Raw genomic sequence first — 26436 nt, forward strand, 5'->3', positions numbered from 1 at the left:
TAGGCGCGACCGGGCTCGCGCCCTCGCGCCCGTGACCCCCGGCTCCTGCCCCGTCACCATCGGCGCGCGGGGAACTCGTCGGCGCGGCCGGCCTCACGGTTCCTCCGTCGCGTCCAGGGCCGCTGCCTCGTACCGTCTCGCCGCCTCCAGCAGATCCCCCGCGGAGCGGTATGCCTCGGCGGCGCCCTCGTGGTCGCCGAGGGCGCGCAGGCGGGTGGCGCGTTCCAGGGCCTCGCCGGGATCGTGGAGGGTGGTCGGGGTGGGGTGGGGCGAGGTGGTCGTGCCCGCCAAGGTCTCCAGGGCGTCCAGGAGTTCGCGGCCGGCCTTGGAGAGGCCGCTGGACACCTCGACCGGGTCCGGTGGGGTCCACAGGGTCCAGACGGGGACCATCGGGGTCAGGGGGAAACGGTGTCGGCCGCCGTGCCAGCAGACCACCGCGGACGTGCCGTCCAGGGCGAAGAGCCGGGCGCGGGCCGACGGCGGCAGCGGGGGCGCCAGGGTGTGGGCGCACTCCAGGAACAGGCTGCCGGGGCCGAGCCGGCGCAACGGTATGCCGAAGGGCAGATCCCGGGCCAGGCCCGCCGGTTCGAGGAGCAGGTGGCAGCCGGGACCCGGCAGCAGGAACCCGGCCTCGCCCAGCGGGCGGCCCGGCAAGTAGCGGCGCAGCAGCGGGAGTTCGTCGTCGTGCAGCAGCACCGCGTCGACCGCGGTCCCGGCGTCCGCGTCCGCCACGACCCGGACCTCCACCGAGGGTTCCCGCGCACCCTCCGGCAACTCCCCAGTGGATGAAGGCGGTTCGGGGGGCACCCCCGCCAGCCGCGTCGGCACCGGCGCGGGCGGGCCGAGCGGCTCCAGCCGCAGCGGAGGCCACTCCTCCCGGTCGCCGACCAGCCACAACTCCCCTTCGGGCACCGGGGAGTACAACAGCGCGTCGGACACGGGAGGGTGCAGTCGTACGTCCAACAGCAGCCGCTCGCAGGACACGACCGGGCGACAGACCGCGGTCCGGGGGAGCGCCGACAAGGCCACGGTCAGGGCGTGCGACACCGCGTCGGAACCCTCCAGGGACACCAGCGTCGTCTCCCGTTCCGCACTGTCCGCCCCCTCCAGGGAACGCACGCGTACGGCGAGCGTCGACACCTCCACGCCGAACGCGAGCGCCTGGCGGACGACCGACGGAAGCAACTGCGGGGCGGTGAGCACATGGAGCGTGCGGCGGGCCGTGGAGTCGGGCGGGGCGAGCGGCAGCCGGGAGACCAGGTCCACCACGTCGAGCCGGGGCCAGGACAGGACGTCGGCCAGCTGTCCCGGGCCGCCCGCGAGCGCACCGTGCGGGAGGACCGGCAGGGCCTGCGCCCCGTGCAGGGCCAGCAGTTCGGCGCCGACGGCCGAGCCGATGACGCTGAGCAGCCAGACCGTCCCGCCGCCGGGCTCCGCGTGGCAGCTCCACTCCGCCGCCCCCGCGTTCCGCAGCGCCTCGACCGCGCCGAGGGCCCGGTGCGCGGCGGGGAAACGCCCGGCGACCCGCCAGTCGACGGCCGGGGGCGGCGAGTACGGCACCGGCGGGACGGGCGCCGGGGCGTCCTCGTCCGGAGGGCGTGCCGGGCGCACGCTGAAGCGGATGCCGTGGTCCGAGCCACCGCCCGGCTGACGCGGCGGATACGCCGGGGGATGGGCGGGCGCCGTCGGCGGGGGAGCAGCACGGGTCGCCGGCCGGGCCACGAACGGGGTCGGCGGGGTGCCGGCGGTGCCGCTCTCCGAGTTGATGCGGTTGAGCAGACGGCGCAGCGGGCTCTCGGGGCGGTCCATCGCTCAGGGGCCCTCCGCCGGACCGGTGTCCGTCTCTGAGGGGGGTCCCAGCGGCGGTCGGGGCGTGGGGGCGAGATGGTTCGTGGTCCGGCCTCGCGCCAGGCCGGTGCCCGTCGACGCGGGCGGTTCGGACGGCTGCCCGGCGGTGGCGTCGACACGGTTCGCGGCCCGGTCTTCCGCTCGCCCCGTGCCGGCTTCGGCGGCGGGTTGCGACGGCAGTCCGGTGGTGGCAGCGACGTGGTGTGCGGCTCGGCCTTCCGGCCGGCCGGCGTCCGTCCCGGAGCCGGGTTCCGAGGGGAGCCAGGCCGCGGAACCGAGGCGGTCCGTGGCCCAGTCCCGCCAGCGGTTCAGGACGTCGGCGCCGCCCGGGGCGTCGTAGGCCGCACGGAAGAGGCGTGCGCCCCAGTCGAACCGTTCGACGCGGTCCGCGGCCTCCACGGCCCAGTCCAGCATCAGCCGGCGCTCCGTGCGGGCGGCCAGGGAGGGCAGGCGGGCCTCGATGCGGGGGAAGAGGTCGAGCAGCGGGCCCGCGGGGCCGCCGTCGAGACGGTCGGTGAGAGCGCGGGCGAGTTCGAGGCGCAGCTGTTGGGGGCCCTTGCCGATGGCGTCCGCCCCGGCCAGCAGTTGCCGGGCCGCCGTGATCTCACCGGCGAGGAGCAGCTCCCACGCGGCCTCCAGGCGGCGGCCCCGCTCCTGCCAGCAGCGGGCGGCGAGTTCGGGCCGGCCGAGGAGGCGGTAGCAGCGGGCCGCCTGCTCCGGGTGCCCGGCCTGGCGGTAGGTGCGGGCCGCGTGCTCCAGGTCGCCCGCCCGCTGGTAGGCGTCGGCCGCCGACCACTGCCAGCCCAGAAGGTCGTAGCAGCGGGCGGCCTCGGTGTGGGCCTGGGCCTCGGAGTAGCAGCGAGCGGCCTTGAGCAGCAGCCGGGTGCGCCGGCTCATGATCTCTCCTGTTCACCCGAGGCCTCGGTCTCCTCGTCCTCGGCTCGAGGGCCGGCCGCAGGCGGCGGGTCGTGCCGCCACCGCGGGGGTTCCTCCAAGGGCGAGATCTCCTCGACATCGGGTCTGCGGGCCAGGACCTGCCCCACTTCGGCGCTGATCCGGTCGTGCTCGGCATCGTGCTCGGGGCCGGAGCCGGAGCCGATGTCGTCCACCTGGAACAGCTCCACCTCTCCGGTCTCCGTGTTGAACCGGAACCGCACACGCACCCGCATCGGTCAGTTCTCCATCCCGAGATCGAGCTCGAACTCGATGTCGATGCCGTCCTCGGACTCCTGTTGGCGGACACCGGTCGCGCCGTGCTGCCGGGCGAAGTCGAGCAGGGCCCTCTGATAGGCGATGGCCAGGACGCCGTTGACCGCGCGCAGTCCGTCCCGGCCGAGTGCGGTGATGCGTTCCCGGTTGCGGGTGTCCAGGTCGGCGCGCACCCGCTCCCGCTCCTCGGCCAGCCGGGTCCGCGCGTCGGCGTCGGCGGCCTCCTGGAGCCGTGCCTCCGCGGCGGCGGCGGCCGTCGCCGACTCCCGGTCCGCCTGCATCCGCAGCCGGCCGGCCAGCTCGCGCGCCCGCTGTACCGCGTCGGCCTCGGCCGCCACCTGCGCCTCGCGCTCGGCCACCTCACGGGTCCGACCGGCGAACCCGTCGGCGTAGTACCGCCCTTCGGCGCTGCCGGTCGCCTGCTCCCGCACCGCGCCCCGCAGGGTCTCCGAGGCGCGCCCCTCGGCGGTCACCGAGTCCTCGAGGCGGGCGGTGACGACGAGTTCGCCGGTGCCGGGGTCGTAGCGGACCTGGCCGTCCGGCAGGGTCAGCACATGGCCGCCCTGTTCCACGTGCCAGTCGTCGGCCGTGGCGAGCGTGTGCTCGAAGACCAGGCGGGTGGCCTGTCCCAGGGTGCCGCCGAAGGGATGGCGCACCTCCAGCTCGCTGACCACGGAGTCGCTCGCGCGGGCGCGGCGTTCCAGGGCGAGTTCCCACGCCTCGACGACGTCCCGGGTGGCCTCGACACGGACCCTGCGCGGATTGCACATGTAGCTGGTGTCCCCCTCATTCCGCAGCGGGGGCGCGCCCGGAGCGCGCCCTTCGGTGTGCGTCAGCCCTGGTCCAGCAATTTCAGAGTCTCGTCAATGATACGCGCGACCTCCCCTTCGCCCTCTCGGTTGCCGGGAACCGCACGCCTCAACTCCAGTCTCAGGGCGTTGAGTTGCCGCAACACACGTTCGATCGCGGCGGGCGGTGAACCGGCGTCGACCTGACGCCTGAGGATGCGGGCCTCGGAGACCAGGCGCTGCATGGTGCGGGCCGGCTCGTCGACGTCCTCGCCCGGCCCGCCGGTGCGGCGCCGCACCGCGTCCCGCACCACCGTCGCGTGGGCCGGGTCGGACCAGAAGTGCTCCAGCGGCCACAGGTCGGCGGGTTCGGCCCGCACCCGCTCGGCCCGCAGGGCGGCGGCCGCCACCAGGCGCTGTCCGCGGATGATGCGGCGGTCCGACAACGTCACGCCCTGGCCCAGGAGTTCACGGACCAGCTCGGCGTACTCGGGGGTGACCGCGCTCAGATCGGCGTGCGCCAGCTGACGGCCCAGACGGCCCAGCGCGGTGGGGTCGATCCAGCTGTGTCCGTCGCCCTCGGCCGGGGCGCCCCGCGCGGACCCCTTCGCCAGCAGCTCGTCCAGCCGGTTCCCGGCCACCGGCGGGATCGTCAGCCGCAGCAGGAACCGGTCGGCGAAGGCCAGCAGCGACGGGTCCTGCGGCAGGCTGTTGGCGGCGCCGACGAGGGTGATGAGCGGGACGGACTCGATGTCGTGGCCGTTGTGGAAGACCCGCTCGTTCATCACCGTCAGCAGGGTGTTGAGGATCGGGCTGCCGCTCTGGAAGATCTCGTCGAGGAAGGCGACCTGTGCCGTGGGCAGCATCCCCTCGGTGCGGAACCGGTACTGGGCGCCGCTCTGGAAGGCGGGCACGTCCACCGGCCCGAACAGCTCGGCCGGCTCCGTGAACCGGGTCAGCAGCCGCACGAAGGGACGGCCGCCGAGGCCCGCGGCGAACCGGCTGACCAGGTCCGTCTTGCCGGTGCCGGGCGGGCCGAGCAACAGCACGTGCTCATGCGCGATCACCGCGACCTCCAGCAGGTCCAGAGCGAGCCGCCGCCCCACGAAGTGCTGCTCCACACTGCGGCCGAGCGCCTTGAGCCGCCGCACGGCCGAGAGGTCCTCGTCGCTCCACGTGGTGGTGGCGGTGGTCATCGGCGCTCCGGGGAAGTCGCGAAGGTCATCGGCGCTCCGAGATCATTTCCAGGCGCCCCTGCTGAAGCCGGCCCACCAGCCAGCCCAGCCGGCGCGCGTCCGGTTCGATGCCGTGCATGTGGCGGCCGACGAACGCGTCCCGCATGAGCGAGCGCAGTTCGTCGCCGTTGCGGCCCGCGGTGGCCTCGGCGATCAGTTCCAGGACCTCGTCGTCCAGGGAGATGTGATAGCGGCCGGCGTGGTGGCGCAGGATCGCCCGGCGCGCCGTGACGTCGGGCAGCGCGATGGCGATCGAGCGGAACCGGCTCGGCCGCAGCAGCGCCTTGTCGATGATGTCGATGCGGTTGGTGGTGCCGATCACCAGCATCGGCACCTCGGGCCGGAAGCCGTCCATCTCGGTGAGGATCTGTGCGACCACGCTGTTGCCGGCCCGGGTGCCGCCGTCCGGGCGGCTGCTGCGCTCCATGGTGATCGCGTCGATCTCGTCGAAGACGATGACGGAGGGTGCGCTGCGCCGCGCCGACGCGAAGATCTCCCGCACCTTGCGCTCGCTCTCGCCGACGTACATGTCGGTGACCTCGGGCCCCGACACCACCTGGATGGTGGCGTTCATGCCGTTGGCGATGGCCTTCGCGAACAGGGTCTTACCGGTGCCGGGCGGGCCGTAGAAGATGATGCCGCGCGGGACGAGTTCGGAGCGCACCTCCTCCATGTCGTCCGGCAGGCTCTGGGCCCCGCTGATGATGGCGAGGGTCCGCCGGATCTCGTCCTTGACCTCCTCGTAGCCGCCGATGTCGTCCAGCGTCACGTTGGGCACCTCGAAGTGGGAGGACTGCTGCGCCTTGAAGGTCAGCAGGGTCTCCCGCAGGTCCTGGAGGGTGGCCCGGTTCGGCTGCTCGCGGTGTTGCTCGTGGGCGTACCGCATGGCCTGCCGCAGCCGCACGGGGTTCATGCCGGCCACGTGCTTGTAGAACTCGCGCGGCTGGAACCCCTCGAAGGTCTCGGCCTCCTCCCGCGTCACCAGGGCGACGCCCAGCAGGCTCTCCTCGTGCTCCGGTGTCCGGACCTTCGGCGGCAGTCCGCTGAGGGTGACCCGGGCGCTGAACCGCTCGGCCAGCACGTCCGGCAGCGGCAGGGTCGGGTCGGCGAAGGCCAGGACCAGCTGGTCCGGGAAGGCGTACAGCAGCTCGACCAGCTCGCGGGCCTCGGCGTGCCGGCCGAGATCGGCGCTGCCGGCCAGTAGGTCGAGATGGGTGAGGACGATGACGTCGCCCTCCTTCAACTCCTCCAGCTGGGCGCGGAGTCGGGCCAGCCGCCGCTGGCGGGTGTTCATCGAGGCCCCGGACATGTCCGCGACCGGATCGTCGGAGGGGCGGCCGCCGCTGTCCTCGGGGGAGTCGTCGTCGAGGCGGATGCCGCGGCACTCGGCGAGGGTGACCATTTCCTGCCACAGATGGGTCACGACGAGCTTCTCGCTGATGACGAGGACGGGCAGTCCGCTGCGCAGCAGGGAGGCGACGGCCTCGATGTGCGGGTAGTAGGCGAGCCGGACGGCCTCGGCGTCGGTGATCTTCTCCGGGTGGGCGGCCGGTTCGGGTCCGGCGGGGGACTCGACACCGGTGGCCGGTCCGGGGCCGGTGGGGGACTCGACCCCCGTGTCCGCCGGTGGCGGCTCGTCCTTGACGAGTGACCGTACGCCCGGCGGAGCGAACAGCGTTGTCCCCGAGGCGAGTTCGGTCCGCAGCCAGACGTCGGGACCGAACTCCGACCAGGGCCGCTCCAGCAGTTCGGCGTCCAGCGGATCGAGGAGCCACACCTCGCACGAGGCCAGCACCTCCCGCAGCGGGCGGTCGCCCGGGGCGCCGAGCAGGTCCATCCGGCCGTCGTGGTCCGCGGTGGCCAGGCGCAGGGGTCGGGTCATCGGTCCAGCACCTCGCGCAGTCCCTCGAACTCCCGCACCCGGCCGTAGACACGGTGCAGTCCCACGCCCGCGCGATATCCCTCGAGCATCCTGCGGCGGCGCAGTTCCCCGGGGTGGCGCCGCGCCAGGACGGCCAGGGGTTCCCACCAGTCGAGCGTGGCCCGCGCCCACTGTCCGCGCGTGTCGTCATCCAGCAGCCGGGCCGGGCTGTCGCGCACCAACTTCCCTATGTCGTCGGTGAGTCGGCGGTAGTCCTCGCCGTGGTGCAGCAGCGCCGTCTCGTACACCTCGTACACGACTGTTCTCTCCCCCGGGGTGAAGCGGAACCGGCGCAGCAGCCCCGCGCGGTGGCGGGCGGTCTCGGGTGAGGGCGGCGGTGCCGCGAGGGCCGCGACCGCCGTGCGCCGCCCCTCGGGGTGGTCGAGGAACCGGTCGAGGAGCTGACCGCACTGCTCCCGCACGTCGGGCGGAGGGTGGTCGAAGAGCGCGGTGACGGGGGAGGCGCGCAGCAGGTCCGCCCGCAGCTCGGCGTCGACCGGTGTCGCCGACAGCGCACGGCCCACCAGGCCGTGACGGCACATCAGATCGCGTACGGTGCCCGTGCCGTTCACCCCGAACACCGCCTGGCGGGCGGTCGCCGGGTCGTCCCTGAGGGCCAGCGCGGCGGCGACCATCAGCGGCTCCAGGCCGGTCGGCCCGCGGTCGCCGAGGGGCGGGTCGGACAGCCGCAGCCGGGCCGCCGTGACCCGGGCCAGCCGCTCCAGCAGGGCGACGGGATCGTCCGCGGGCTCGTGCGGCCGGGCCGAGGTGGTCGGGGGCGGTGCGGGTGTGCCGCCGGGCGCCGGTTCAGTGATGGCCCAGTGAAGGATGCGTACTACGGTGCTTGTCAGCGTCGTCATCGAGGTTCCGGATCGGACAGGGGGCCATCCAGTCGTCGGAGGAGGCGTAGCAGGTCAGCACCCGCCGGCGCGAGGTGAGGTTGATGAGGGCGGCCACCTGCCAGGGGCGCCGGAAGGTGTCCCGGTGCAGGTCGATGTCGGTGCGGGAGAGGCCGATGGTGCGTTCGGTCTGGAACAGGTGCGTGTGGTACCAGCCGACCAGCTGACGGTCGCCGAGGGTCCGGTTCATCGCGCCGAACGAGTCCCCGGTGAACGTGAAGTGCATCAGGGAGGCCCCCGAGTGCTCGGCCGGGAGCACCTCGTCGACGATCACCGCGTGCAACTCCGGGACGTCCGCCCGCCGGAAGGCCCGCCCCACCAGGAAGCCGCCCTCCTCGATCTCGGTCGACAGCTCCATCTCCATCAGCCGCCGCCGCACCCCGGCACCGAGCAGCACGGTCACCGGCGCCTCGGTGTCGGTCAGTTCGACCCCGTGCTCGGTCAGGTCGAGCAGCGGGATCTGCGGTTCGGCCGCCGGACGGATGCCGAACGCCAGCCGGGTGGAGCGGGAGGTGTCGATGTCGTCCGTGCCGTCCACCACCGGGGGCAGCCGCTGGGCCGAATCGTCGTCCTCGGGGGAGGGCAGACCCGCGATACGGAACGCCCACCGGCGCTCCTCGGGGGCGAGCTCACGGGCCAGCCGGGCGAGGATCGGGCCGACGAGACTGTTCACGGAGTAGGGCTTCTGATGGACCACGCGTCCCTCCATGTGGATCTTGACATGGATGTACCCGAAGTCGGCACGGAGATTGGTGAGGTGCGGGTCTCCCTCGTAGGTGTCGGGGCCGGGGTCGTTGCGCAGCATCAGGACGAAGCGCGCACTGCCCTTGAAGGGGGCGGTCTCCGCCGCGAAGGCCGGCTTCAGCAGCGAGATCAGGGGCTCGGTGCGCACCAGTTGTCGTGACTCGCCCCGGAACAGCTCGATGTCAAGTGCCATCGGCCACCCCGTCCGTGGGCCTTATCCGCAGGGCGCCGACGCGCAGGGCACCGTCCTCGGGAGGCGGGGCCGCCACCGGCGGCTTGCCCCCGATGGCCTCGATCATGGCCGCACCTTCCTCGGTCTGGGCCCAATATGCCGCGATCGGGTTGAAACTGTCCGTGATCTCGTAGTTACGATACCCAGCCATGTCCACGAGCATCTGGCACAGCTGGCCGAAGTCCAGGGCCGGACGCCAGGAGTGCGCCAGCACGCCCAGACACACGGCCCCTTCGGCCTGGGGGTACTGCGGATCGGGCCCCTTGATGTTCGGGTGGAAGATCGGACTCAGCCAGAAGACGGCCGGGGCGACCAGCGGGAAGTCCGGGCCCAGCAGGATCAGCGCGTTGTGCCGGTCCTGCAGTTCCGGGCGCGGGAAGGTGTTCGGGCTCTGCTGGTCGGGCAGGCGCAGACCGGATCCCTGGAAGCGGATCTCGTAGTCGGTGGGGAACTCCGGGTCGTCCGTGTCGACGATCTCGAAGTCCGCGTGCTGGTCCGCGTAGCGCTGCATCTCCTCGCGGACCCGGATGATCGCCTGCATCCGCAACTGGGCGTTGCCGGCGGTGGCTTCGGGGTAGACGTTGAGGGTCTCGCCCTCGCGCACCCCCGCTTCGTGCAGGGACTGCGCCGGGTCGAGGCGGCGGAAGCTGCCGTCCGGCTGCTGGTGGTCGACGACGGTACGCGGGCGGCGCCCCATCCGGCCCTCGTAGTGGGCGAGTACGGCGGCGGCGATGTCCCGCACCGGCGTGATCGAGGGCACGCCCGCCAGGTCGTAGGGCTGCTGGTCGGGACCGTTGACCCGGAGCGCCTCCAGCAGATAGGGGCGGTGGTCGTACACCTCCTGGAGAAGTTCCAGGTCCGCCGGGGCACCCGCGTCGACCAACCGCCCGCGCAGCGCATCGATCTGACCGGGCGCCAGTTCGTACGTCAGCGACATCGCGATCTGTCCGACCTGGGCCTCCTCGCCCTGGCTGACGAAGAACATCTCGGCCTGGGGGTCGACTTCGCGCACCTCATGGATGAACGCCGCGTGGTGTGTGCTGCACACGAAGACCAGCGTGGGATACCGCTCCGCACCCGAGGCGCCCGCCGAGCCCGGGTGCGTGGCGTGCGGCTCGGCGCGGGGCGGTGTCGGCGGCTCGGTGACCGGCTCCAGCGCCTCGACCGAGGCCCGGAACAGGGCGTTGCCCGGGTACTCGTTGTGCACCGCGCTGGCCAGCTGGGCCTCGCCGTCCACGAGCACGCCCGCGTCGATCAGACGGCGCGCCTCGGACCAGTAGACCCGTGACGTCGCGTCCACCGACGGCAGCCGGCTCTCCGGGAAGCCGATGGTCCGCAGGATGATCTCGCCCTCCCGGGGGTTGATCACCCGCTCCAGCTCGTTGTACAGCTCGTCCCTCACCGGGCACCCTCCGTTGTCGCGCGGTGTTCCTGGGCCGACTCGCCCGGTGCACCCACCGGTTCGGCCGCTGTCGCGGCCAACTCGACGTACCGCAGCCCCGATCCGTCCCTCCGGGCCACGGGCAGCACCTCCCGCGGCGCCACCCCCAGTGCGCTCAGCCGCGCCGAGGCGGGCGCGGACCGCAGCCGGGAGGTGGCGGCGGGCACCGCCGCCCGCCGCCGCACCGGCCTGCTGAATCCTGCCCAGGTGAGAGGCTCTTCGCGCATGTCCACGTGGTCCAGCAGCTCGGCCACCGTGGCCCCGTGGTCCAGCGGCAGCACCGGGACCTCGTCGGGAAGCCGTTCGTGCAGCGGGCAGCCGGGGTCGGGCCGGTCGCGCGGCGCGGTCCCGGACAGTGGTACGGCGAGACCGGCGGCGTCGATCCGCAGCGGCGCGTCCGGCACGGACAGCCCGAGCAGCAGTCGTACGGCGAAGTCGGCCAGCCAGGTGCCGACCAGCGCGGACACCGGCGCCGAGGCGCCCACCGCACCGGCCGGACCCGGTGCCGCGCACGACCAGGGGTCGTCCTGCACCGCCCGCTCGGCCGGCCCGAGACCGCACGCCCAGCAGCGTCCGCCGGGCGGGAACCAGGAGACCTCGCCGCCCCACGCGTGCGTGCCGCCGTCGAGCATGCCCGTCCCGGCGAGCGTGCACCGCCCGGCCAGCGCGATCCGGGCCGCCCGGCTGTCCAGCGCGCCCACCACCAGGTCGGCCGCGCGCAGTTCGGCCAGCCCGGCACCCGAGACATGCGGCGCCTCGCGTGCGTCCACCACCGTGTCGGGCGCCAGGTCCGTCAGCGCCCGCGCGAGGACGCGCGCCTTGGGCCGGCCCACGTCCGCCCCGCGGAACAGCGGACAGCGGCTGAGGTTGCTGACGGCGACGGTGTCCGGGTCGCACACCACGAGTCGGCCCAGACCGGACAGGGCGAGCGTCTGAGCCACCGTGTTGCCCAGCGCCCCGGCGCCCGCCAGCACGACCGTCGCCCCGGCGAGCCGCTTCTGGTCCCAGCCGGGGATCAGGGCGTGCCGCGCGAACCGGTCCCCGGTCACCGGGTGTCCCGCAGGGAGTTGAGCATCAGACAGGGCACCCCCGGATGCTGCGCCTTCCAGTCGTCGTAGCAGACCAGGCCGTGGTCGGGATCGCGGTGGACGGCGCTGGCGCAGGTCGGCGCGTGCGGCGAACAGGTGCAGTGGATGACCACCTCGTCCGGGCGGAAGGTGTGGCCGCACACCCAGCACCGGTGGCGGGTGGGCGCCCCGTCGCCCGGACCGGGGTGGAGACGCAGCAGGGGGTGGTCGCCCTGCAGCCGTACGGTGGACAGCTCCGGTGGCGGCGGGTTGGCCTCGTCGAGCCCCGAGTGGAACAGCGCGGCCGTCGCGGAAGTCCGCGCGCCGGTCTCGGGGTTGAGGCAGTCGAGCAGTCGGCTGCGGTGCTTGAGCACGACCCCGGGGCCGGTCTCCGCCCGCTCGATGGAGATCTGCTCGCCCAGCCGGAAGGAGTGGTGGCAGACGGGGCAGGTGGTGCCCGCCGAGCCGAGTTTGCGCAGCAGCTGCGAGGTGACGACGGAGACCTCCTCGCCGGGCGCGTCGTCGTCCCAGCCCGGCAGGGTGTCCGACTCGCGGCTCCCGCCCGCCTGGCCCAGCAGGAAGTCGTACGCCGCCGGGCTCGGTCCGCCGACGGTCTCCTCCCGCGTCTGGGCACGCTCCCGTTCCTGGCTGCGGCGGCGCCGCTCGGCCACGTTCACGCCCTGGGGGACGTGCACGCTCACGGTGCGGGGCCGCGGGTCCGTCATACCGTGTCGCCCTCCCGGGCTCGCACCTCGCGCCGCAGGTCCGGCAGTCCGCGCGGGCCCAGGCCGACGCCCGCCCGGCCCCGGTCGAAGGCGCCCTCCCAGGACGCGCCGAGGGCCAGGGCCGCGTAGTAGTCCCGGCAGAAGGCCAGCGCGTCCTGGTCCGCGAGCCGCTCCGGGGAGCCGATGACCTCCTGCGCGTGCGGGGCGAGCACCTTCGCGTAGCGGCCCAGATGACAGGCGTTGAGCACGACCACGGTCACCCCGCCCACGGCGTCCAGGACCGCGGCCAGGGCCTCGGCGCCGACCGGGGCGACCGAGCCGTCGTCCTCCTCGAGGAGCAGATGGCCGCTCGGCGCGCCGTGTCCGCCGAAGTGCAGGACGTCCGGCCTGTGTTCGGTGAGCGCCGGGATCACGTCCTGGCGCCGGGTCGCCGCCGACAGCCGGATGTCGAGGGCACGTCGGCTGCCCCGGCGGGCGGCCTCCTCGATGGTGCGGTATTCCAGGCGCAGTTGGAGCCGCGAGGCCTCCTTCGGCCCCGCGAGCAGGCAGAGGACCGTGAGTTCGTCCGGCGGGGCGAGGAGGGCCGGCTCGTCCGGCGGGGCACCGGGACCGGCCGTCACCGAGCGCAGGACCGGGTTGCCCGGATAGTCCTGGGCGGCTTCCGCGAGCAGGTCCTCCAGGGTGAACCCGAACGCCCCGTTCTCGATCAGCCGGCAGACCGCGAACCAGGTGCTGAGCGGCGCCTGGGCTCCCCCGAACTGCGGCAGCCGCGACGGGTCCGCGCCCAGGCGGTACAGGAGCTGTTTGGCGTCGGTGGCGTCCTCGTAGAGGGTGGCGACGACACGCAGCACTCCGTCGCGGTGCAACCGCACAGCCGTCAGTGCCGCCATGGGCGCCCCCTCCCGTCGTGCCTCGACTGTACCGGCCGGGCGCGATCTCCGACTCGGCTTCCACCAAGCGAAGTTGATCAGCCGTCAGGAGGATGTGGAGGGCGAGTGCACTCATCCAGATGGTCTGCCTGAAGCGGGGCCCGGCCGGGCAGCGTTCTGTGATAGTTGGTCTTCCACGCGGTTCGACGGGGAGGAGACGCGGGGGTGGTGGAGTTCCGGGGGCGACGGCCCGGCTCCGGAGACGGAGAAGAGGCGGTCTTCGACCTCGAGGCGGAGACGGGGGAACACGCCCGGTTCGACCTGCCTCCCTTCCGGGTGCGGCGCTACCGCCGGATGCCCGGCCGGCATCCGGTCATGGTGCAGGAGGCGATCGGGCCCGACGCCGAGCGGCTGATGCGCCGCCACGCCGAACTCTTCGGCAGCGTGGTCGACTTCCACGGCTCGCAGGTGCCCCGGCAGCTCGCCCATGTCCTCGCCTACGACCCCTCCGAGCGCCCGCACAAGCTGATCCTCGACTGCCGCGGTGAACGCCTGGCCGGCTTCGCCTCCCCGGACCGGCTGCACGGACCGAGACTGCGCCGGGTCGTCCAGGACCTCTTCGAGGCCGTCGCCGTGCTGCACAAGGCCCGCCTCGTGCACGGCCGGATCAGCCCCGAACACCTGTGGTGGGACGAGGCCGAGGGCATCCAACTGGCCGGACTGGAGGGCGCGGTGTACGCCACCGAACCCCTGCCCGACCGGCCGGTCACCGACTGGGACGCGCCCGGCTTCCGGCCCGGGCTGCTCGCCGCCGCCGACCAGGACGTGCTCAGCGCCGCGCTGGTGGCGTTCTGGATGGCCACCGGCGAGACCCTGCCGCGCGGCATCTCCAACCCGCGCGTCCACAACCTGGTCGCGCAGGGCCACGAGGAGTGGCTCCAGGACCTGCTCCGCTCGGCGTTCCCGCTCGGCTCCACGGTCACCCCGCCCGCCCGCGAACTGGCCCGCAGACTGGCCGAAGACGCCGCCCCGCAAGGACTGCTGGAGCGGCCGCTCGCTGAGCGGGAGCGGGCGCGCGAGGCCCAGGCCCGCGAGGAGTTCCGCGCCCTGCGCGCCCGGCAGGCAAGTGGCGCCGGGACCCTGCGGGCCAAACGGCATGCCACCGCCGGGGTGGTACCCCCGGTGTGGTGGCGCCGGGTGGGGCAGCGTCTGCGGATCCTGCCGGACCGCCCGCTCCTCGCCCTCGGCGCCGTCGAATGCCCGATGTGCCTGCGAGCGCTGAACTGGGACACGGCCGAGCGGGTGGTCCTCGACGCGTCCGGCGAGATGGTGCCCGAGCGGGATCTGCCCGTCCACTCGGACGCCGAGCGCAACGCCCAGCTCGCCCGCACCTATGTGGTCTGCCCCGGCAACGACGACGTACCGCAGCACGAACTCCCCGACCGCTACCCGATGTTCGGCACCGAGCCGGTACGCATCGGGCTGGTCGGCGCCTCCTCCACCGGCAAGTCCCACCTGCTCGCCGCCATCATCGACCAGGCCCGCAAGACCACCGTCATGCGACGGTACGGGCTGCGCGTCGAGGCGCTGGACCCCCAGCGCTACCACCACTACCTCAACGAGGTCGTCGCGCCCTTCATCGACCGCCGAGAGGAGCTCCGCGCCACCGCCGACCGGCCCGAACTGCGCTACGCCACCGGCCTCGTCGTCACCGACGAACACTCCGGCAGATCGCACAGCGTGATCTTCTTCGACGTGGCCGGCGGCCGGCTGGAACGCCCCGGCCGGGAGGCGGACTTCCTCAACCGGCTCAGCGCCCTGCTGTGCGTCGTCGACCCCACCCGCATCCCCGGACTGACCTCGCACGGCGGGGTGACCGGCCGCGACCCGGCGTTCGAGCACGTCCGCCAGCGGCTGCGCCAGCAGGCCGACCCCGCCGTCCCCTTCCTGCCGGTCCCGTGCGCGCTGGCCGTGACCAAGAGCGATCTGCTGCGCTTTCGCGGATACCGGGAGATCGACGACTGGCTGCACGAAAAGCCGGACTCCGAAGGCGACTTGAGCACCGTCCAGCAGGAGAGCGAGGACGTGTACGCCTTCCTCGCCGCCCGCGGGGGCGGCGACTGGCTGCAACTCGCCGGCGAATGCCTCGGCTCCACCCTGCACCTCGCCTCCGCCACCGGCACCGGACCCCGAGACCAGGGCGACCGGGCGGCCGCGCGCCGCTTCGACGAGACGATGTTCCGCCAACACCGGGTTCTGCGACCGCTGTTGGCGCTGTTCGCGATGAAGGGCGTCATGACCGGACCGGCCGCGGACGCCCTGCTGCGCGGAGGGGGCCACGGCACATGAGCCCGCCCCCACGCGGCGGTCCGCGCGCCGACATCACCGTCTACCGCTGGTCCGAGCGCTCCCTGACCGGACGTGGCGACGTCGGCCCGGTCACCACCTCCCTCGACCGCGAGGCGCTGCTGCGCTGGAACAGCCGTATAGAGAACATGGTGTGGGCCACCCAGGAGCACCCCGGGGACACCGCCCCCGGCTTCGTCTACCTGCGCTACGGCCCCGAGGCGGCCGTCCTGCGCAAGGTCCCGGTGCGTGACCCGCACGGCCGCGCCGGCTCCACCCTCACCCACGTCCTGACCGGCCCGGCCACCGGCATCGACCTCCACCTCGCGCTCGCCGCGTGCCGCAGCGACTGGGACGACTGGCTGCCCCCGCAGGTCCGCCAGGACGCCCTCCTCGACGGGACAGCACCGCGGGAGACCGCCTCGGAGCCACCGCAGCGGGTCCCCCTGGACCTGGTCCGCCGACTGCTCCTGGAGGAGAAGCGGCTCCTCGACGCTCTCGACACGGCCGCCGCCGACCTCCCCGACGAGTTCCTCCTCCGGCTCGCCGAGGCGCTGATGGAGGAACCCGGAGCGCCCCTGACCGTGCTCGGCTCACCCGTCGACGGCGAGGTCGTCGTCCATGTGCTGGCCGGGCTGCTGGGCCGGGTCGTCGCGGGCAGCTGGAGCTTCGCCACCCGCGAGGAGAACGACGGGGCCAAGGACCTGCCCCAGTTCGTCTTCGTACGACGTGACGGTGCCGGCTCCCTCCAGTCGGCGCGGCGCCGCATCGACGCCGAGGCCGCCCCGGGACCTGGCGGACCCCTGCGGGACCAGGCCGCGCGGCTGGTCGCCTTCCATCGGCGCCGCGGCGCGGACGCGCTGACCCGGCTGGCGCCCGCGCAGCCGATGGGCACCTCCGCGCAGATCCGCGACTGGGCGGCGGGACACCAGGTGGCCCCCGGACTGATGAGCGACGTCACGAGTCTGCTGGAGGCCGCCCCGCGCGGCGACCTGACGCAGAAGGAGGACGCGTATCTGCGCAGCCCGACCTCGCTGCCGCGGGTGCAGCTGGAACTGGACCGGTTGACCGAGGGCCGGCTGGCCCATCTGGTGGCCCTGTGGCGGACGGACACCCTCGAAGGAGGGCCCTACCGGCACCTGAGGCCCGAGATCCACACCTGGGCACTGCACCGCTGCCTCGACGCGGGAGCCCACGGCGGCGCCCCCGACCTGGTGCGCGAGCTGGCCGTGCGGCCGCCCGAGGACGAGGTGGTGCTCCGCGTGCTGCACGAACGGATGGAGCGCGCCGCGCACCGCCGCGTCAGCTTCGACGTGCTGCCCCTGCTGCGCACCGCCCAGCAGATCGGCGTCTCCCGGACGGCGCTGGACGACCTGATGAGGGTGATGGTGGAGCGCTTCGCGATGGCCGACCTGCTCAGCGAGGTCGAACGGATCAGCCGGGTCGCGCCGGACCAGGCCCGCACCCTGCTGGAGAACTGCGTCCGGCGCCGCGACGCCGGCCGGGAACGCCGCGACCCCTTCGACGTACTGCGCCGCACGGGGTTCCTCGCCGAGGCCGTGGACCGGATGGCACCCCAGAGCCCCTGGCGGGCGGTGCATCTGTACCGGCTCCTGCTGCTGTGCACGGTGGGGGAGTCGGTGGGCCAGCGCGAGGTGCTGGACGTCCTGGACGCGGCGGGCCGCACGCCGTCGCCGTATCTGCTCCAGGCCCTGGCGGACAGCTGCCGCCGGGGCAAGGCACAGGACACCGTCTTCGCCGCCGTCGTCCAGCAGTACTTCCGGGAACATCTGCCCGCCCGGCCGGACGACGGGCACGACCGCGATGCGTCACGCCGAGACACCTGGTACTGAGGAGAGGTTTTGGCCAGCAGGAAACCCACCCGGCACCAGCCCGCGCCACCCGTCCCGGAGCCCTCGCCCGATCCCCCCGCCCCGGAACCCGCGCCGCCCGCCCCCGACCCCTCGGACACCCTGCGTGCGGCCGCCGACCGGCTGGCGGACCTGGCCCGCGAGTGCCCCGAGGGCAGCGCCGGGCGCTCGGTGCTGGCCTGGATCGCCGATGACGCCCGGGCCGGCGGACGAGCCCTGTCCGGCGTCGATCTGCTGCACGCCTATCCGCCCGGCACACTGGTGCCGGACGAACCGGCGAGCAAGAACGGGCTCATCGCCATCGTGTCCACGCTCCGGGACGTGGCGGTCTTCCTGCCCATCGTCCTGACGTGGCTGTCCCTGTGGTTCGCGTTCCGGGACTTCGAGGACGCCCCGAAGGGCACCAACTTCCTGACGCTGTGGTCCTCGGGCCTCGGCGGTACCGCGGTGCTCCTCGTCGTCGTCCTCATCGGCGGGGTGGTCCTCGCGACCCTGTGGCTGCAACGCCTCGAATGGGCGGCCGAGCGCGACGCCTCCCGCGAGCGGCTGCGCGGTCAGGTCGCCGGACAGCTGGCCGTCCTCACCATGGAGCTCGCCAAGTACGCGGTGCTGGAGGCGCAGGCCGTGCCCGCGGGCCAACTCGTCGGCATCGCACGGGACATCACCCGCAGCACCGCGGAACTCTCCCGCACGATGTCGGACAGCGCCGACCGGATGGAGAAGATCTTCGAGCCCGGCCCGGAGAGCAGGTTCGTCACCGCGATCGACAAGTGGACCGAGTCGGCCGGCGAGTTGGGCGCGATGGGCCGCTCCCTGACCGTGCCGCACCAGCTGCTGCGCGACTTCGCCCGGATGCGCGAGGACCTGCGCGCCGACGAGACGGCGACCCGGGAGGCCCTCACCCGGCTGCTCGCCGAACTGCGCAGGGCGGCCGGCAGCTCCCAGGAGGCCAACCGGGTGCACGCCACGGTCGCCGACGAGGTCTCCGAGACCACCCGCAAGGTCGGCGTCGCCATGCAGCTCCTGAATGACAACAGCGAGCGGATGTACTCCTACATGGACGCCCTGGAACGGGTGCTCGCCCTGCTCCAGAACGACCGGCCGGGCGCCTACGGCCCGCTGCCGATGTCGAACTCCGACGGCCTGTCCAACGGCTCCCACAACGGCGGACGGGGGAACGGCCATGGCGGCGGCAGCCCGCAGCCCCCGCCCGAGACCCCCCGGCCGGACGGCGGGGCCGGGACACCGCCGCCGCGCCGCCCCGGCGACGACTGGTACGGACAGGACCAGGGATGAAGCGGCGCCCGACGGGCACCGGCGTCGCCCCGCGCCACCTCGCGGGCTGGCTCTTCGCGGACCTGTTCCTGGTGCTGTTCCTCGTCGTGCTCGGTATGGTCGCCTCCGACGGCACGGACGAGGCGTCCGGCACCGGCAAGAGCCCCGAGCCGTCCGCCTCACCCACCGGCGCCTCGCCCTCCCCGTCCCGGACCGCCAAGGGCCCGCTCGGACTCGACCCCAAGCGGCACACCTTCGCCGTGTCCCTGTCCTCGGGAGCGACCGGACGCGCCGCCGGCAGGGGCACCCTGAACGCGGCCGACCGCAAGAAGGTCGTCGCGGCCCTGGATCAGGAGATCCGCAAGAGCGGCGACGACCGCCGCATCGGCATGGTCATCACCTTCGGAGTGGCCCCGCAGGCTCAGCTGGGAGCGGCGACGGACCTCGCCGAGGACGTGAACCGCATCCTGAAGTCCGAGCGCCCACAGGCCTTCTGCGGGGGGAACGTCGGCACGCGACCGTTCTGGTCCGGGGGTTCGGCGGACCGGGTGGAGATCGAGCTGTACTACATCAACGCGTGCGAGGGGCAGGGGTAGTCGGGAACTCCGGCCGGTCAGCCGTGCCGGGGGATCTCGATGGCCGGGCAGCGGTCCATGACCATCTCCAGACCGGCGGCCCGGGTGCGCTCGTACGCGGTCTCGTCGATCACTCCGAGCTGGTACCAGACGGCCTTGGCGCCCTTCGCGACGGCCTCGTCGGCGACGGCACCGGCGAGGTCGCTGTTGACGAACACGTCCACGACGTCGACGTGGAAGGGGATCGCCTCCAGCGAGGGGTAGCCCTGCTCGCCGTGGACCGCCTCCGCCTTGGGGTGCACGGGCACGATCCGCTTGCCGTAGCGCTGGAGCACGTCCGCGACGCCGTAGGCCGCGCGCCGCTGGTTCGACGACAGGCCCACGATCGCCCAGGTGTCGCCGCTCTCGGTGAGGATCTTGCGGATCGTTGCTGGGTCGCCGTACACGCTCGGCCTCCTTGAAAGTCCTGCCAGGGCTGATGTGCGCGACAACAGCGGGCCGGGCACCGGGATTCCCACGGTTCCTCCGGACGCCGTTCCGGACGCCTGTTCGGGCGACCGGTCGCGACGTACCGTGCGGGCAGTCCGCACGCAGGGGGCGGCCGATGTCCGGGTATGTCCCGCGCGTCGTATCTGCCGTCGGACTCCGCCACCCTGACCGGAATCCGCGCCACCTGCCTGCGCACGGCCCCGACCCCGCCTACGCTCACTCCGTGCTGCACATCATCGACGCCCGAACCGGCGACCCCGTCCCTGCCCGCCGTGGCCCGACCCGCGTCGAGGCACATGTGCCGGGCTACGACGGCACCGCCCTGCGCGTGCTGCTCGTCGCCGACGTCCTCGCCCGCGCCCTGGAGATCGGCGGCACACCGGTCTGGTCCGTGCTCAGCGCCGAAGGGGACCGGGCGGAGCTACGGGCGGGCGCCGCGGCCCTCGGCATCCGGCCCTTCGAGGACGGCCGGGACAGCGGCCCGGGCACGGGCGGGCCGCAGGTCATCCATGTGGTCGGCGAGGGCGGGGCGACACCCGACGGAGTGCGGGTCGCCGTCGCGCCGGTCGCGGGTTCCCCGGAGGAGACCGACCCCGGTGTGCTCCGGCTGGCGTTGCTGTCCCACCGGCGTGGCCTGCCCGTGCGGCTCGACGCGGCCGCCGTGTCGGAGGCCCACGACACACTCGTACGCTGGCGCCGAGCCGTCGCCGCATGGGCGCGCACACCGTCGAAGCCGGTCCCCGAGGACGTCCGCGGAGAGCTGCGTACCGCCTGGGAGGACGATCTGGACGTCCCCGCGGTGCTGCGCGTCCTGCGCCGGGTCGAGGCCTCCGACCTCCCGGACGGCGCCCGCTTCGAGACGTACGCCTACGCCGACCGGCTCCTCGGTCTGGAACTGACCCGCGACCTGGGGACCTTCGCGTGATCGCGCGCGCCGGAGCGGGCCCGCTGCGCCGCCTGGTCGTGCTGCGGCACGCGAAGTCCGCCTGGCCCGAGGGCGTCCCCGACCACCGGCGTCCACTGGCCCCGCGCGGCCGCCGGGACGCACCCGCCGCGGGCCGCGCGCTCGTCGAGGCCGACTTCCTGCCCGACCTCGCGCTGTGTTCCACCGCCGTCCGCGCCCGTCAGACCTGGGACCTCGCCTCCGCCCAGTGGGGCACCCCGCCGCCGGTCCGGCACGACGAGCGCCTCTACGGTGCCGACGCGGCCGAACTGCTGGACGTCGTGCACGAGGTGCCCGCCGAGGTCGAGACGCTGCTGCTGGTCGGCCACAACCCCGGTCTGGAGGAACTCGTCCTCGGTCTGGCGGGCGACGGCCTGGACGACACCCTGGAGCGGGTCCACGTGAAGTTCCCGACCGCGGCCATCGCCGTGCTGACCTGGCGCGGCACCGGGTGGGAGGCCCTGCTCCCCGGCACGGCACTGCTGACCGCGGTGACGGTGGCCAGGGGCAAGAAGGAGTGAGCGCGGCCAAGCGGTACGTCTTCCTCGACCCCGACGGCACCGGAACCGATCAGGGCTGGATGTTCGTGGTCGTCGCGGCGCCGACCGGCGTGGTCTACCAGACCCAGGGCGGAGGTCACGGCTGTCTGCCCTACGAGCAGGAGGGCTATCTGATCCCCGTGTTCGGACGGGACCTCGACCACGAGCTGAAGCAGATCTTCGTGCGGGAGCTGAAGGGATGGGGTTCGCGCGGCCTGGACTGGCCGGAGGAGCTCCTGGCCCGGCTCAGGAAGGCGGTCGCCGTCCACCTCTACGCCTCCGCCGACCGCGACGACACCTGGCCCAGCCCCCTCGTCCTGGACGAGTCCCGCCTCGCCGAGGCCGACGAGGCATGGGTCCCGGTACTCACCCCCGACGGCCCCGGCTTCCTGGCCTGGGAGAACTCCGACTAGCCGACGCGCACCCGCGGCCGTCGCTCCGGGCCCGGCCCGCCTCAGCACCTCGCCGACGCGATCCACACCACATCGCCGCCCGCACCTCCGGGGCGGGCCGACCGGGACGGTCCGCATAGAGTGGTCGGATGCCGGACGAGTACCGCACAGTCGCCCACGGGGGAGTGCACGAGACCGAGGTCAACCGCTCGCGCTTCCTGTGCGCCCTCGCCCCCGCGGCCACGGAGCGGGAGGCGCAGGACTTCATCGCGTCCGTCCGCAAGGAGCATGCCGACGCCACCCACAACTGCTTCGCCTACGTCATCGGCGCCGACGCCGCGATCCAGAAGGCGAGCGACGACGGCGAACCCGGCGGCACCGCGGGCGTCCCCATGCTCCAGATGCTGCTGCGCCGCGACATGCGGTACGCCGTCGCCGTCGTCACCCGCTACTACGGCGGCGTCAAGCTCGGTGCGGGCGGACTCATCCGCGCGTACGGCGGTGCGGTCGGCGAGGCCCTGGACGTCCTCGGCACGATCACCCGCCGCCGCTTCCGCCTCGCCACGGTCACCGTCGACCACCAGCGCGCGGGCAAGGTCCAGAACGACCTCCGCTCGACCGGCCGCGAGGTACGCGACGTGCGCTATGCCGAGGCGGTCACGATCGAGATCGGTCTGCCGGACGCGGACGTCCCGGCCTTCGAGGCCTGGCTCGCCGATGTCACCGCCGGGACGGCCGGGTTCGAACTGGGTGGAGAGGCCTATGGCGATGCCTGAAAGGCCGGTAACCGCCCGTGATGTCAGACCCGGCCGTTAGTCTCGGGGATCATGCGACTGCTGCACACTTCCGACTGGCATCTCGGCCGGGCGTTCCACCGCGTCAACATGCTCGGGGCGCAGGCCGAGTTCATCGGCCATCTCGTCACCACCGTGCGTGAGCACGGCGTGGACGCCGTGGTCGTGTCGGGAGACGTGTACGACCGGGCGGTGCCGCCGCTCGCCGCGGTCGAGCTGTTCGACGACGCCCTGCACCGGCTGGCCGACCTCGGTGTGCCCACGGTGATGATCTCCGGGAACCACGACTCCGCCCGTCGACTGGGCGTGGGCGCAGGCCTCATCGACCGCGCGGGCATCCACCTGCGGACCGAGCCCGCGGCATGCGGGACACCGGTGGTGCTCGCGGACACCCACGGGGACGTGGCCTTCTACGGGCTGCCGTATCTGGAACCGGCCCTGGTGAAGGACGAGTTCGGCGTGGACAAGGCCGGTCACGAGGCCGTGCTCGCCGCCGCCATGGACCGCGTCCGCGCCGACCTCGCGGCACGCGGGCGTGGACAGGGGAAGACGCGGTCCGTCGTCCTCGCCCACGCCTTCGTCACCGGCGGCGAGGCCAGCGACAGCGAGCGGGACATCACCGTCGGCGGAGTGGCCGCCGTACCGGCCGGCGTCTTCGACGGCGTCGACTACGCGGCGCTGGGACATCTGCACGGCTGCCAGACCATCACCGAGCGCGTGCGCTACTCCGGCTCCCCGCTGCCGTACTCCTTCTCGGAGGCCGACCACCGCAAGAGCATGTGGCTGATCGACCTGGACGCCGAGGGCGCGGTGAGCGCCGAGCGCGTCGACTGCCCGGTGCCCCGCGCGCTGGCCCGCATCCGCGGAACGCTGGAGGACCTGCTCGCCGACCCTGACCTCACGCGCCACGAGGAGGCGTGGGTCGAGGCGACCCTCACCGACGCGGTCCGCCCCGCCGACCCCATGGCCCGGCTCAACGAGCGTTTCCCGCACACCCTCAGCCTCGCCTTCGATCCCGAGCGGGCCCCGGACGACCCCGACGTGTCCTACGCCCAGCGGCTCGCGGACCGCAGCGACCAGGAGATCGCCGAGGACTTCGTGGCCCATGTGCGCGGCGCGGGTCCCGACGAACACGAACAGGGTGTGCTGCGGGACGCGTTCGACGCGGTCCGGGCGGACGAGACGGTACGGGAGGTGGCGCGGTGACGCCGCGCTCGACGCAGACAGGGGAGGGTGCCCGGTGAGGCTGCACCGTCTGGACATCACCGCGTTCGGGCCTTTCGGCGGCTCCCAGACCGTGGACTTCGACGCACTGTCGACCGCCGGTCTCTTCCTTCTGCACGGACCGACCGGCGCGGGCAAGACCTCCGTCCTCGACGCCGTCTGCTACGCGCTCTACGGCTCCGTCCCGGGCGCCCGTCAGTCCGGCCAGGGCATGACCCTGCGCAGCGACCACGCCGCTGCCGGCACCCGCACCGAGGTCCGTCTCGAACTGACCGTCGCGGAACGCAGGTTGGAGATCACCCGCCAGCCGCCGTGGGAGCGCCCCAAGAAGCGCGGTTCGGGCAGCACCCTCGACAAGGCCCAGAGCTGGCTGCGCGAGTACGACGCCCGGGCCGGCACCTGGAAGGACCTCAGCCGCTCCCACCAGGAGATCGGCGAGGAGATCACTCAGCTCCTGGGCATGAGCCGCGAGCAGTTCTGCCAGGTCGTGCTGTTGCCCCAGGGCGACTTCGCCCGCTTCCTGCGCGCCGACGCCGAGGCGCGCGGCCGGCTGCTGGGCCGGCTCTTCGACACCCACCGCTTCGCCGAGGTCGAGAAGCGCCTCGCCGAACGCCGCCGCGCCACCGAGACCCAGGTACGCGACGGCGACGCCGAACTCCTCGCCGACGCCCACCGCATGCAGCAGGCGGCCGGCGACGCCATGCGGCTCCCCGACGCCGCACCGGGCGAACCGGGCCTCGCCGACGCCGTCATGGGCGCCGCCGCGATCGCCCGCAGCACCGCCCGTGAACAGCTGACCATCGCCCACAGCCGCCTCACGGCCGCCGAATCCGCCCAGGCCGCCGCCGACCACACGCTGGCCGACGTACGCGAACTGGCGCGACTGCAACAGCGGTTCACCCAGGCGCGGGACCGGGCCGTCCTGATGGAGGAGCGCTCCGACGGCTACCGGCAGGCGCAGGCCCGTATGGAGCGGGCCCGCAAGGCGGAGGCCGTGGCGCCCGCGCTGGAGCTGCGGGAGGCCGCCGACGCCGAGCACGGCAGAGCGGACGTCGCACAGTCACGCGCGCGTGCCCTGCTGCCGGACACCTTCGCGGGCGCCGGTGCGGCCGGGCTCGCGGCCGCCGCCCGCCGGGCCGCGGAGGAACTGGGCGGGCTGGAGTCGGCGCGCCGCGGCGAGCAGCGGCTGGCGGAACTCGTCGCCGAGCGGGCGGGGCTGGACCGTCAGGAGCGTGCGGACGAGGACGTTCTCCAGGAGGCGGAGGCGTGGCTCGCCGGGTGGGAGACGATCCGCGCCGGGCTTCAGTCCCGCATCGACTCCGCGCAGGAGGCCGCGACGCGGGCCGAGCAGCTCGGCGTGCAGCGCGAGCCCGCGCAGAAGCGGCTCAACGCCGCACGGATGCGGGACCAGCTGGCCGGCGACACGGACACGATCGCCGATCGCGTCCGCCTCGCCCAGGAGGAGGCGCTCGCGGCCAAGGCGCACTGGCTCGACGTCAAGGAACAGCGCCTGAACGGCATCGCCGCCGAGCTCGCCGCGCAGCTCACGGACGGTGAACCCTGTGCCGTCTGCGGTTCGGCCGACCACCCGGCCCCGGCCCGCAAGGACGCCGGGCACGTCGACCGGGAGGCCGAGGAGCGCGCGCTGGCCGCCTACCAGCAGGCGGACGAACGGCACATCGAGCAGGAACGGCGCCTGGGCACCGTACGAGAGGCGCTGGCCGCCGCCACGGCGGAGGCGGGGGACACCCCCACCGGGCAACTCACCTCGAAGTTCGAGGAGCTGGAGCGGCTGTACGCCCAGGCCCACCGGGACGCCTCGGACCTGCACCCCGCGCGCGAGGAGCTCCGCCGTGCCGAGGCCGAGCACGAGCAGCGGACCACCGCACGGCAGCAGGCCGAGGTCCGGGCGGCCTCGCGGGTGGGGCACCGGGAGCGGTTGGACCGGGAACGGGTCCTGCTGGAGGAGGAGTTGATCCAGGCGCGCGGCTCCGCCGACAGCGTGGCCGCGCGGGCCGCGCAGCTGGAGCGGCAGACTGCCCTGCTCACCGACGCCGCCGACGCCGCCCGCGCCGCCGAGGACACCGCCCAGCGACTCAAGGACGCCGACGCCCGGCTCGCCGACGCCGCCTTCCGGGCCGGCTTCGACACACCGCAAGCGGCGGCGGACGCCCTTCTCGACGACGATGCCCACCGCGACCTGCAACGGCGGCTCGACGCCTGGCAGTCCGAGGAGGCCGCCGTGCGGGCCGTCCTCGCGGAGCCCGAGACCGCGACGGCCGCCCAGCAGCCGCCCGCCGACCTCGCGTCGGCGGAGCGGGGAGCCGCCCTCGCGGACCGGCGGGTGCGCGACGCCGCCTCCGCGCGCGACGCCGCGGCCCGGCGCTGCGCCGACCTGGACCGGCTCTCCGCACGCGCGGCCGGCTCCGTCCGCCGGCTCGCCCCGCTGCGCGAGGAGTACGACCGCGTCGCCCGCCTCGCCTCCCTCGCCGCGGGCACCTCGGCGGACAACGAGCGCAAGATGCGCCTGGAGTCGTACGTCCTGGCGGCCCGTCTGGAGCAGGTCGCCGCAGCCGCGACCGTGCGGCTGCTGCGGATGTCCTCCGGCCGCTACACCCTCGTCCACTCCGACGACCGGGCGGGACGCGGCCGCAGCGGGCTCGGGCTGCATGTCGTCGACGCCTGGACCGGCCGTGAGCGGGACACCGCCACGCTGTCCGGCGGTGAGACGTTCTTCGCCTCGCTCGCCCTCGCCCTCGGGCTCGCGGACGTCGTCACCGACGAGGCGGGCGGGGTCCGCCTGGACACCCTCTTCATCGACGAAGGGTTCGGCAGCCTCGACGACCAGACCCTCGACGAGGTCCTGGACGTCCTCGACTCCTTGCGCGAACGCGACCGCAGCGTCGGCATCGTGAGCCATGTCGCGGATCTGCGGCGCCGCATCCACGCGCAGCTGGAGGTGGTGAAGGGGCGTGCGGGGTCGGCGCTGCGGCAGCGCGGCGCCGGGTGA

The 26436-nt window shown here is 73.8% G+C and carries 23 protein-coding genes; 10 read left to right on the top strand and 13 right to left on the bottom strand.

Annotation, left to right across the window (positions count from 1 at the left end; all coding sequences use genetic code 11):
- Positions 1–93: 93 nt before the first annotated feature.
- The 12 genes from ACIOHP_RS39090 to ACIOHP_RS39145 all read right to left on the bottom strand — a co-directional run bounded on the left by ACIOHP_RS39090 (position 94) and on the right by ACIOHP_RS39145 (position 12999).
- Complete coding sequence (locus ACIOHP_RS39090) at positions 94–1809, bottom strand: hypothetical protein (RefSeq protein ID WP_401894917.1); 1716 nt, start codon at positions 1807–1809, stop codon at positions 94–96.
- Between the two features lie 3 nt (positions 1810–1812).
- On the bottom strand, positions 1813–2745 hold the full coding sequence (locus ACIOHP_RS39095; RefSeq protein ID WP_401894919.1) for a hypothetical protein: 933 nt from the start codon (positions 2743–2745) through the stop codon (positions 1813–1815).
- Positions 2742–3017, bottom strand: a complete 276-nt coding sequence (locus ACIOHP_RS39100) for a hypothetical protein (RefSeq protein ID WP_401894921.1) — start codon at positions 3015–3017, stop codon at positions 2742–2744. The genes ACIOHP_RS39095 and ACIOHP_RS39100 overlap by 4 nt, the downstream gene beginning before the upstream one ends.
- 3 nt (positions 3018–3020) lie before the next feature.
- Complete coding sequence (locus ACIOHP_RS39105; RefSeq protein ID WP_361547522.1) at positions 3021–3827, bottom strand: hypothetical protein; 807 nt, start codon at positions 3825–3827, stop codon at positions 3021–3023.
- 62 nt (positions 3828–3889) lie between these two features.
- A complete protein-coding gene (locus ACIOHP_RS39110; RefSeq protein WP_401894924.1) occupies positions 3890–5041 on the bottom strand; it encodes an AAA family ATPase in 1152 nt (383 codons plus the stop codon).
- Between the two features lie 25 nt (positions 5042–5066).
- Complete coding sequence (locus tag ACIOHP_RS39115; protein WP_401894926.1) at positions 5067–6962, bottom strand: ATP-binding protein; 1896 nt, start codon at positions 6960–6962, stop codon at positions 5067–5069.
- The gene (locus tag ACIOHP_RS39120) at positions 6959–7861 is read right to left on the bottom strand and encodes a hypothetical protein (protein WP_401894927.1); all 903 of its coding nucleotides are present in this window, start codon (positions 7859–7861) and stop codon (positions 6959–6961) included. Before ACIOHP_RS39120 ends, ACIOHP_RS39115 begins: the two co-directional genes overlap by 4 nt.
- Positions 7809–8837 (bottom strand): JAB N-terminal domain-containing protein, encoded by a 1029-nt coding sequence (locus ACIOHP_RS39125; protein WP_401894929.1) that lies wholly within the window; start codon positions 8835–8837, stop codon positions 7809–7811. Before ACIOHP_RS39125 ends, ACIOHP_RS39120 begins: the two co-directional genes overlap by 53 nt.
- Positions 8827–10278 carry a ubiquitin-conjugating enzyme E2 gene (locus ACIOHP_RS39130; protein WP_401894931.1) on the bottom strand — a complete coding sequence of 484 codons (1452 nt, stop codon included), beginning with the start codon at positions 10276–10278 and terminating at the stop codon, positions 8827–8829. Before ACIOHP_RS39130 ends, ACIOHP_RS39125 begins: the two co-directional genes overlap by 11 nt.
- Positions 10275–11366, bottom strand: coding sequence for a HesA/MoeB/ThiF family protein (locus ACIOHP_RS39135; RefSeq protein WP_401894934.1), 1092 nt, complete (start codon positions 11364–11366; stop codon positions 10275–10277). The genes ACIOHP_RS39130 and ACIOHP_RS39135 overlap by 4 nt, the downstream gene beginning before the upstream one ends.
- Positions 11363–12109, bottom strand: a complete 747-nt coding sequence (locus ACIOHP_RS39140; protein WP_401894936.1) for a hypothetical protein — start codon at positions 12107–12109, stop codon at positions 11363–11365. The genes ACIOHP_RS39135 and ACIOHP_RS39140 overlap by 4 nt, the downstream gene beginning before the upstream one ends.
- On the bottom strand, positions 12106–12999 hold the full coding sequence (locus ACIOHP_RS39145) for an effector-associated domain EAD1-containing protein (protein WP_401894939.1): 894 nt from the start codon (positions 12997–12999) through the stop codon (positions 12106–12108). The genes ACIOHP_RS39140 and ACIOHP_RS39145 overlap by 4 nt, the downstream gene beginning before the upstream one ends.
- A 204-nt stretch (positions 13000–13203) precedes the next feature.
- Here ACIOHP_RS39145 and ACIOHP_RS39150 point away from each other — a divergent pair, with 204 nt between their 5' ends.
- Genes ACIOHP_RS39150 through ACIOHP_RS39165 form a run of 4 tightly spaced genes read left to right on the top strand, consistent with a single transcriptional unit; the run spans position 13204 to position 19066 of the window.
- On the top strand, positions 13204–15327 hold the full coding sequence (locus ACIOHP_RS39150) for a hypothetical protein (protein WP_401894941.1): 2124 nt from the start codon (positions 13204–13206) through the stop codon (positions 15325–15327).
- Positions 15324–17177: a hypothetical protein gene (locus tag ACIOHP_RS39155; protein WP_401894943.1), complete on the top strand. Its 1854-nt coding sequence runs from the start codon at positions 15324–15326 to the stop codon at positions 17175–17177. Before ACIOHP_RS39150 ends, ACIOHP_RS39155 begins: the two co-directional genes overlap by 4 nt.
- 9 nt (positions 17178–17186) lie before the next feature.
- Positions 17187–18491 (top strand): hypothetical protein, encoded by a 1305-nt coding sequence (locus ACIOHP_RS39160; RefSeq protein ID WP_401894945.1) that lies wholly within the window; start codon positions 17187–17189, stop codon positions 18489–18491.
- Positions 18488–19066 (top strand): hypothetical protein, encoded by a 579-nt coding sequence (locus tag ACIOHP_RS39165; RefSeq protein WP_401894947.1) that lies wholly within the window; start codon positions 18488–18490, stop codon positions 19064–19066. The genes ACIOHP_RS39160 and ACIOHP_RS39165 overlap by 4 nt, the downstream gene beginning before the upstream one ends.
- 17 nt (positions 19067–19083) lie before the next feature.
- On the opposite strand, the gene ACIOHP_RS39170 is transcribed toward ACIOHP_RS39165, so the two are convergent.
- A complete protein-coding gene (locus tag ACIOHP_RS39170; RefSeq protein WP_401894950.1) occupies positions 19084–19491 on the bottom strand; it encodes a CoA-binding protein in 408 nt (135 codons plus the stop codon).
- A gap of 266 nt (positions 19492–19757) precedes the next feature.
- Here ACIOHP_RS39170 and ACIOHP_RS39175 point away from each other — a divergent pair, with 266 nt between their 5' ends.
- The 6 genes from ACIOHP_RS39175 (at position 19758) to ACIOHP_RS39200 (ending at position 26436) form a co-directional block, all read left to right on the top strand.
- Entirely contained in the window at positions 19758–20459 is a 702-nt protein-coding gene (locus ACIOHP_RS39175; protein ID WP_401894952.1) for a hypothetical protein, read from the top strand.
- Positions 20456–20998 (top strand): histidine phosphatase family protein, encoded by a 543-nt coding sequence (locus ACIOHP_RS39180; RefSeq protein ID WP_361547566.1) that lies wholly within the window; start codon positions 20456–20458, stop codon positions 20996–20998. The genes ACIOHP_RS39175 and ACIOHP_RS39180 overlap by 4 nt, the downstream gene beginning before the upstream one ends.
- Entirely contained in the window at positions 20995–21429 is a 435-nt protein-coding gene (locus tag ACIOHP_RS39185; protein WP_361547569.1) for a DUF6210 family protein, read from the top strand. Before ACIOHP_RS39180 ends, ACIOHP_RS39185 begins: the two co-directional genes overlap by 4 nt.
- A gap of 128 nt (positions 21430–21557) precedes the next feature.
- The gene (locus ACIOHP_RS39190) at positions 21558–22184 is read left to right on the top strand and encodes a YigZ family protein (protein WP_401894956.1); all 627 of its coding nucleotides are present in this window, start codon (positions 21558–21560) and stop codon (positions 22182–22184) included.
- A gap of 51 nt (positions 22185–22235) precedes the next feature.
- Positions 22236–23408, top strand: a complete 1173-nt coding sequence (locus tag ACIOHP_RS39195; protein WP_401894957.1) for an exonuclease SbcCD subunit D — start codon at positions 22236–22238, stop codon at positions 23406–23408.
- A 34-nt stretch (positions 23409–23442) separates the two neighbouring features.
- Positions 23443–26436: an AAA family ATPase gene (locus tag ACIOHP_RS39200; protein ID WP_401894960.1), complete on the top strand. Its 2994-nt coding sequence runs from the start codon at positions 23443–23445 to the stop codon at positions 26434–26436.

This window comes from Streptomyces sp. NPDC087859 (assembly GCF_044742595.1).
Lineage (GTDB): Bacteria > Actinomycetota > Actinomycetes > Streptomycetales > Streptomycetaceae > Streptomyces > Streptomyces canus_F.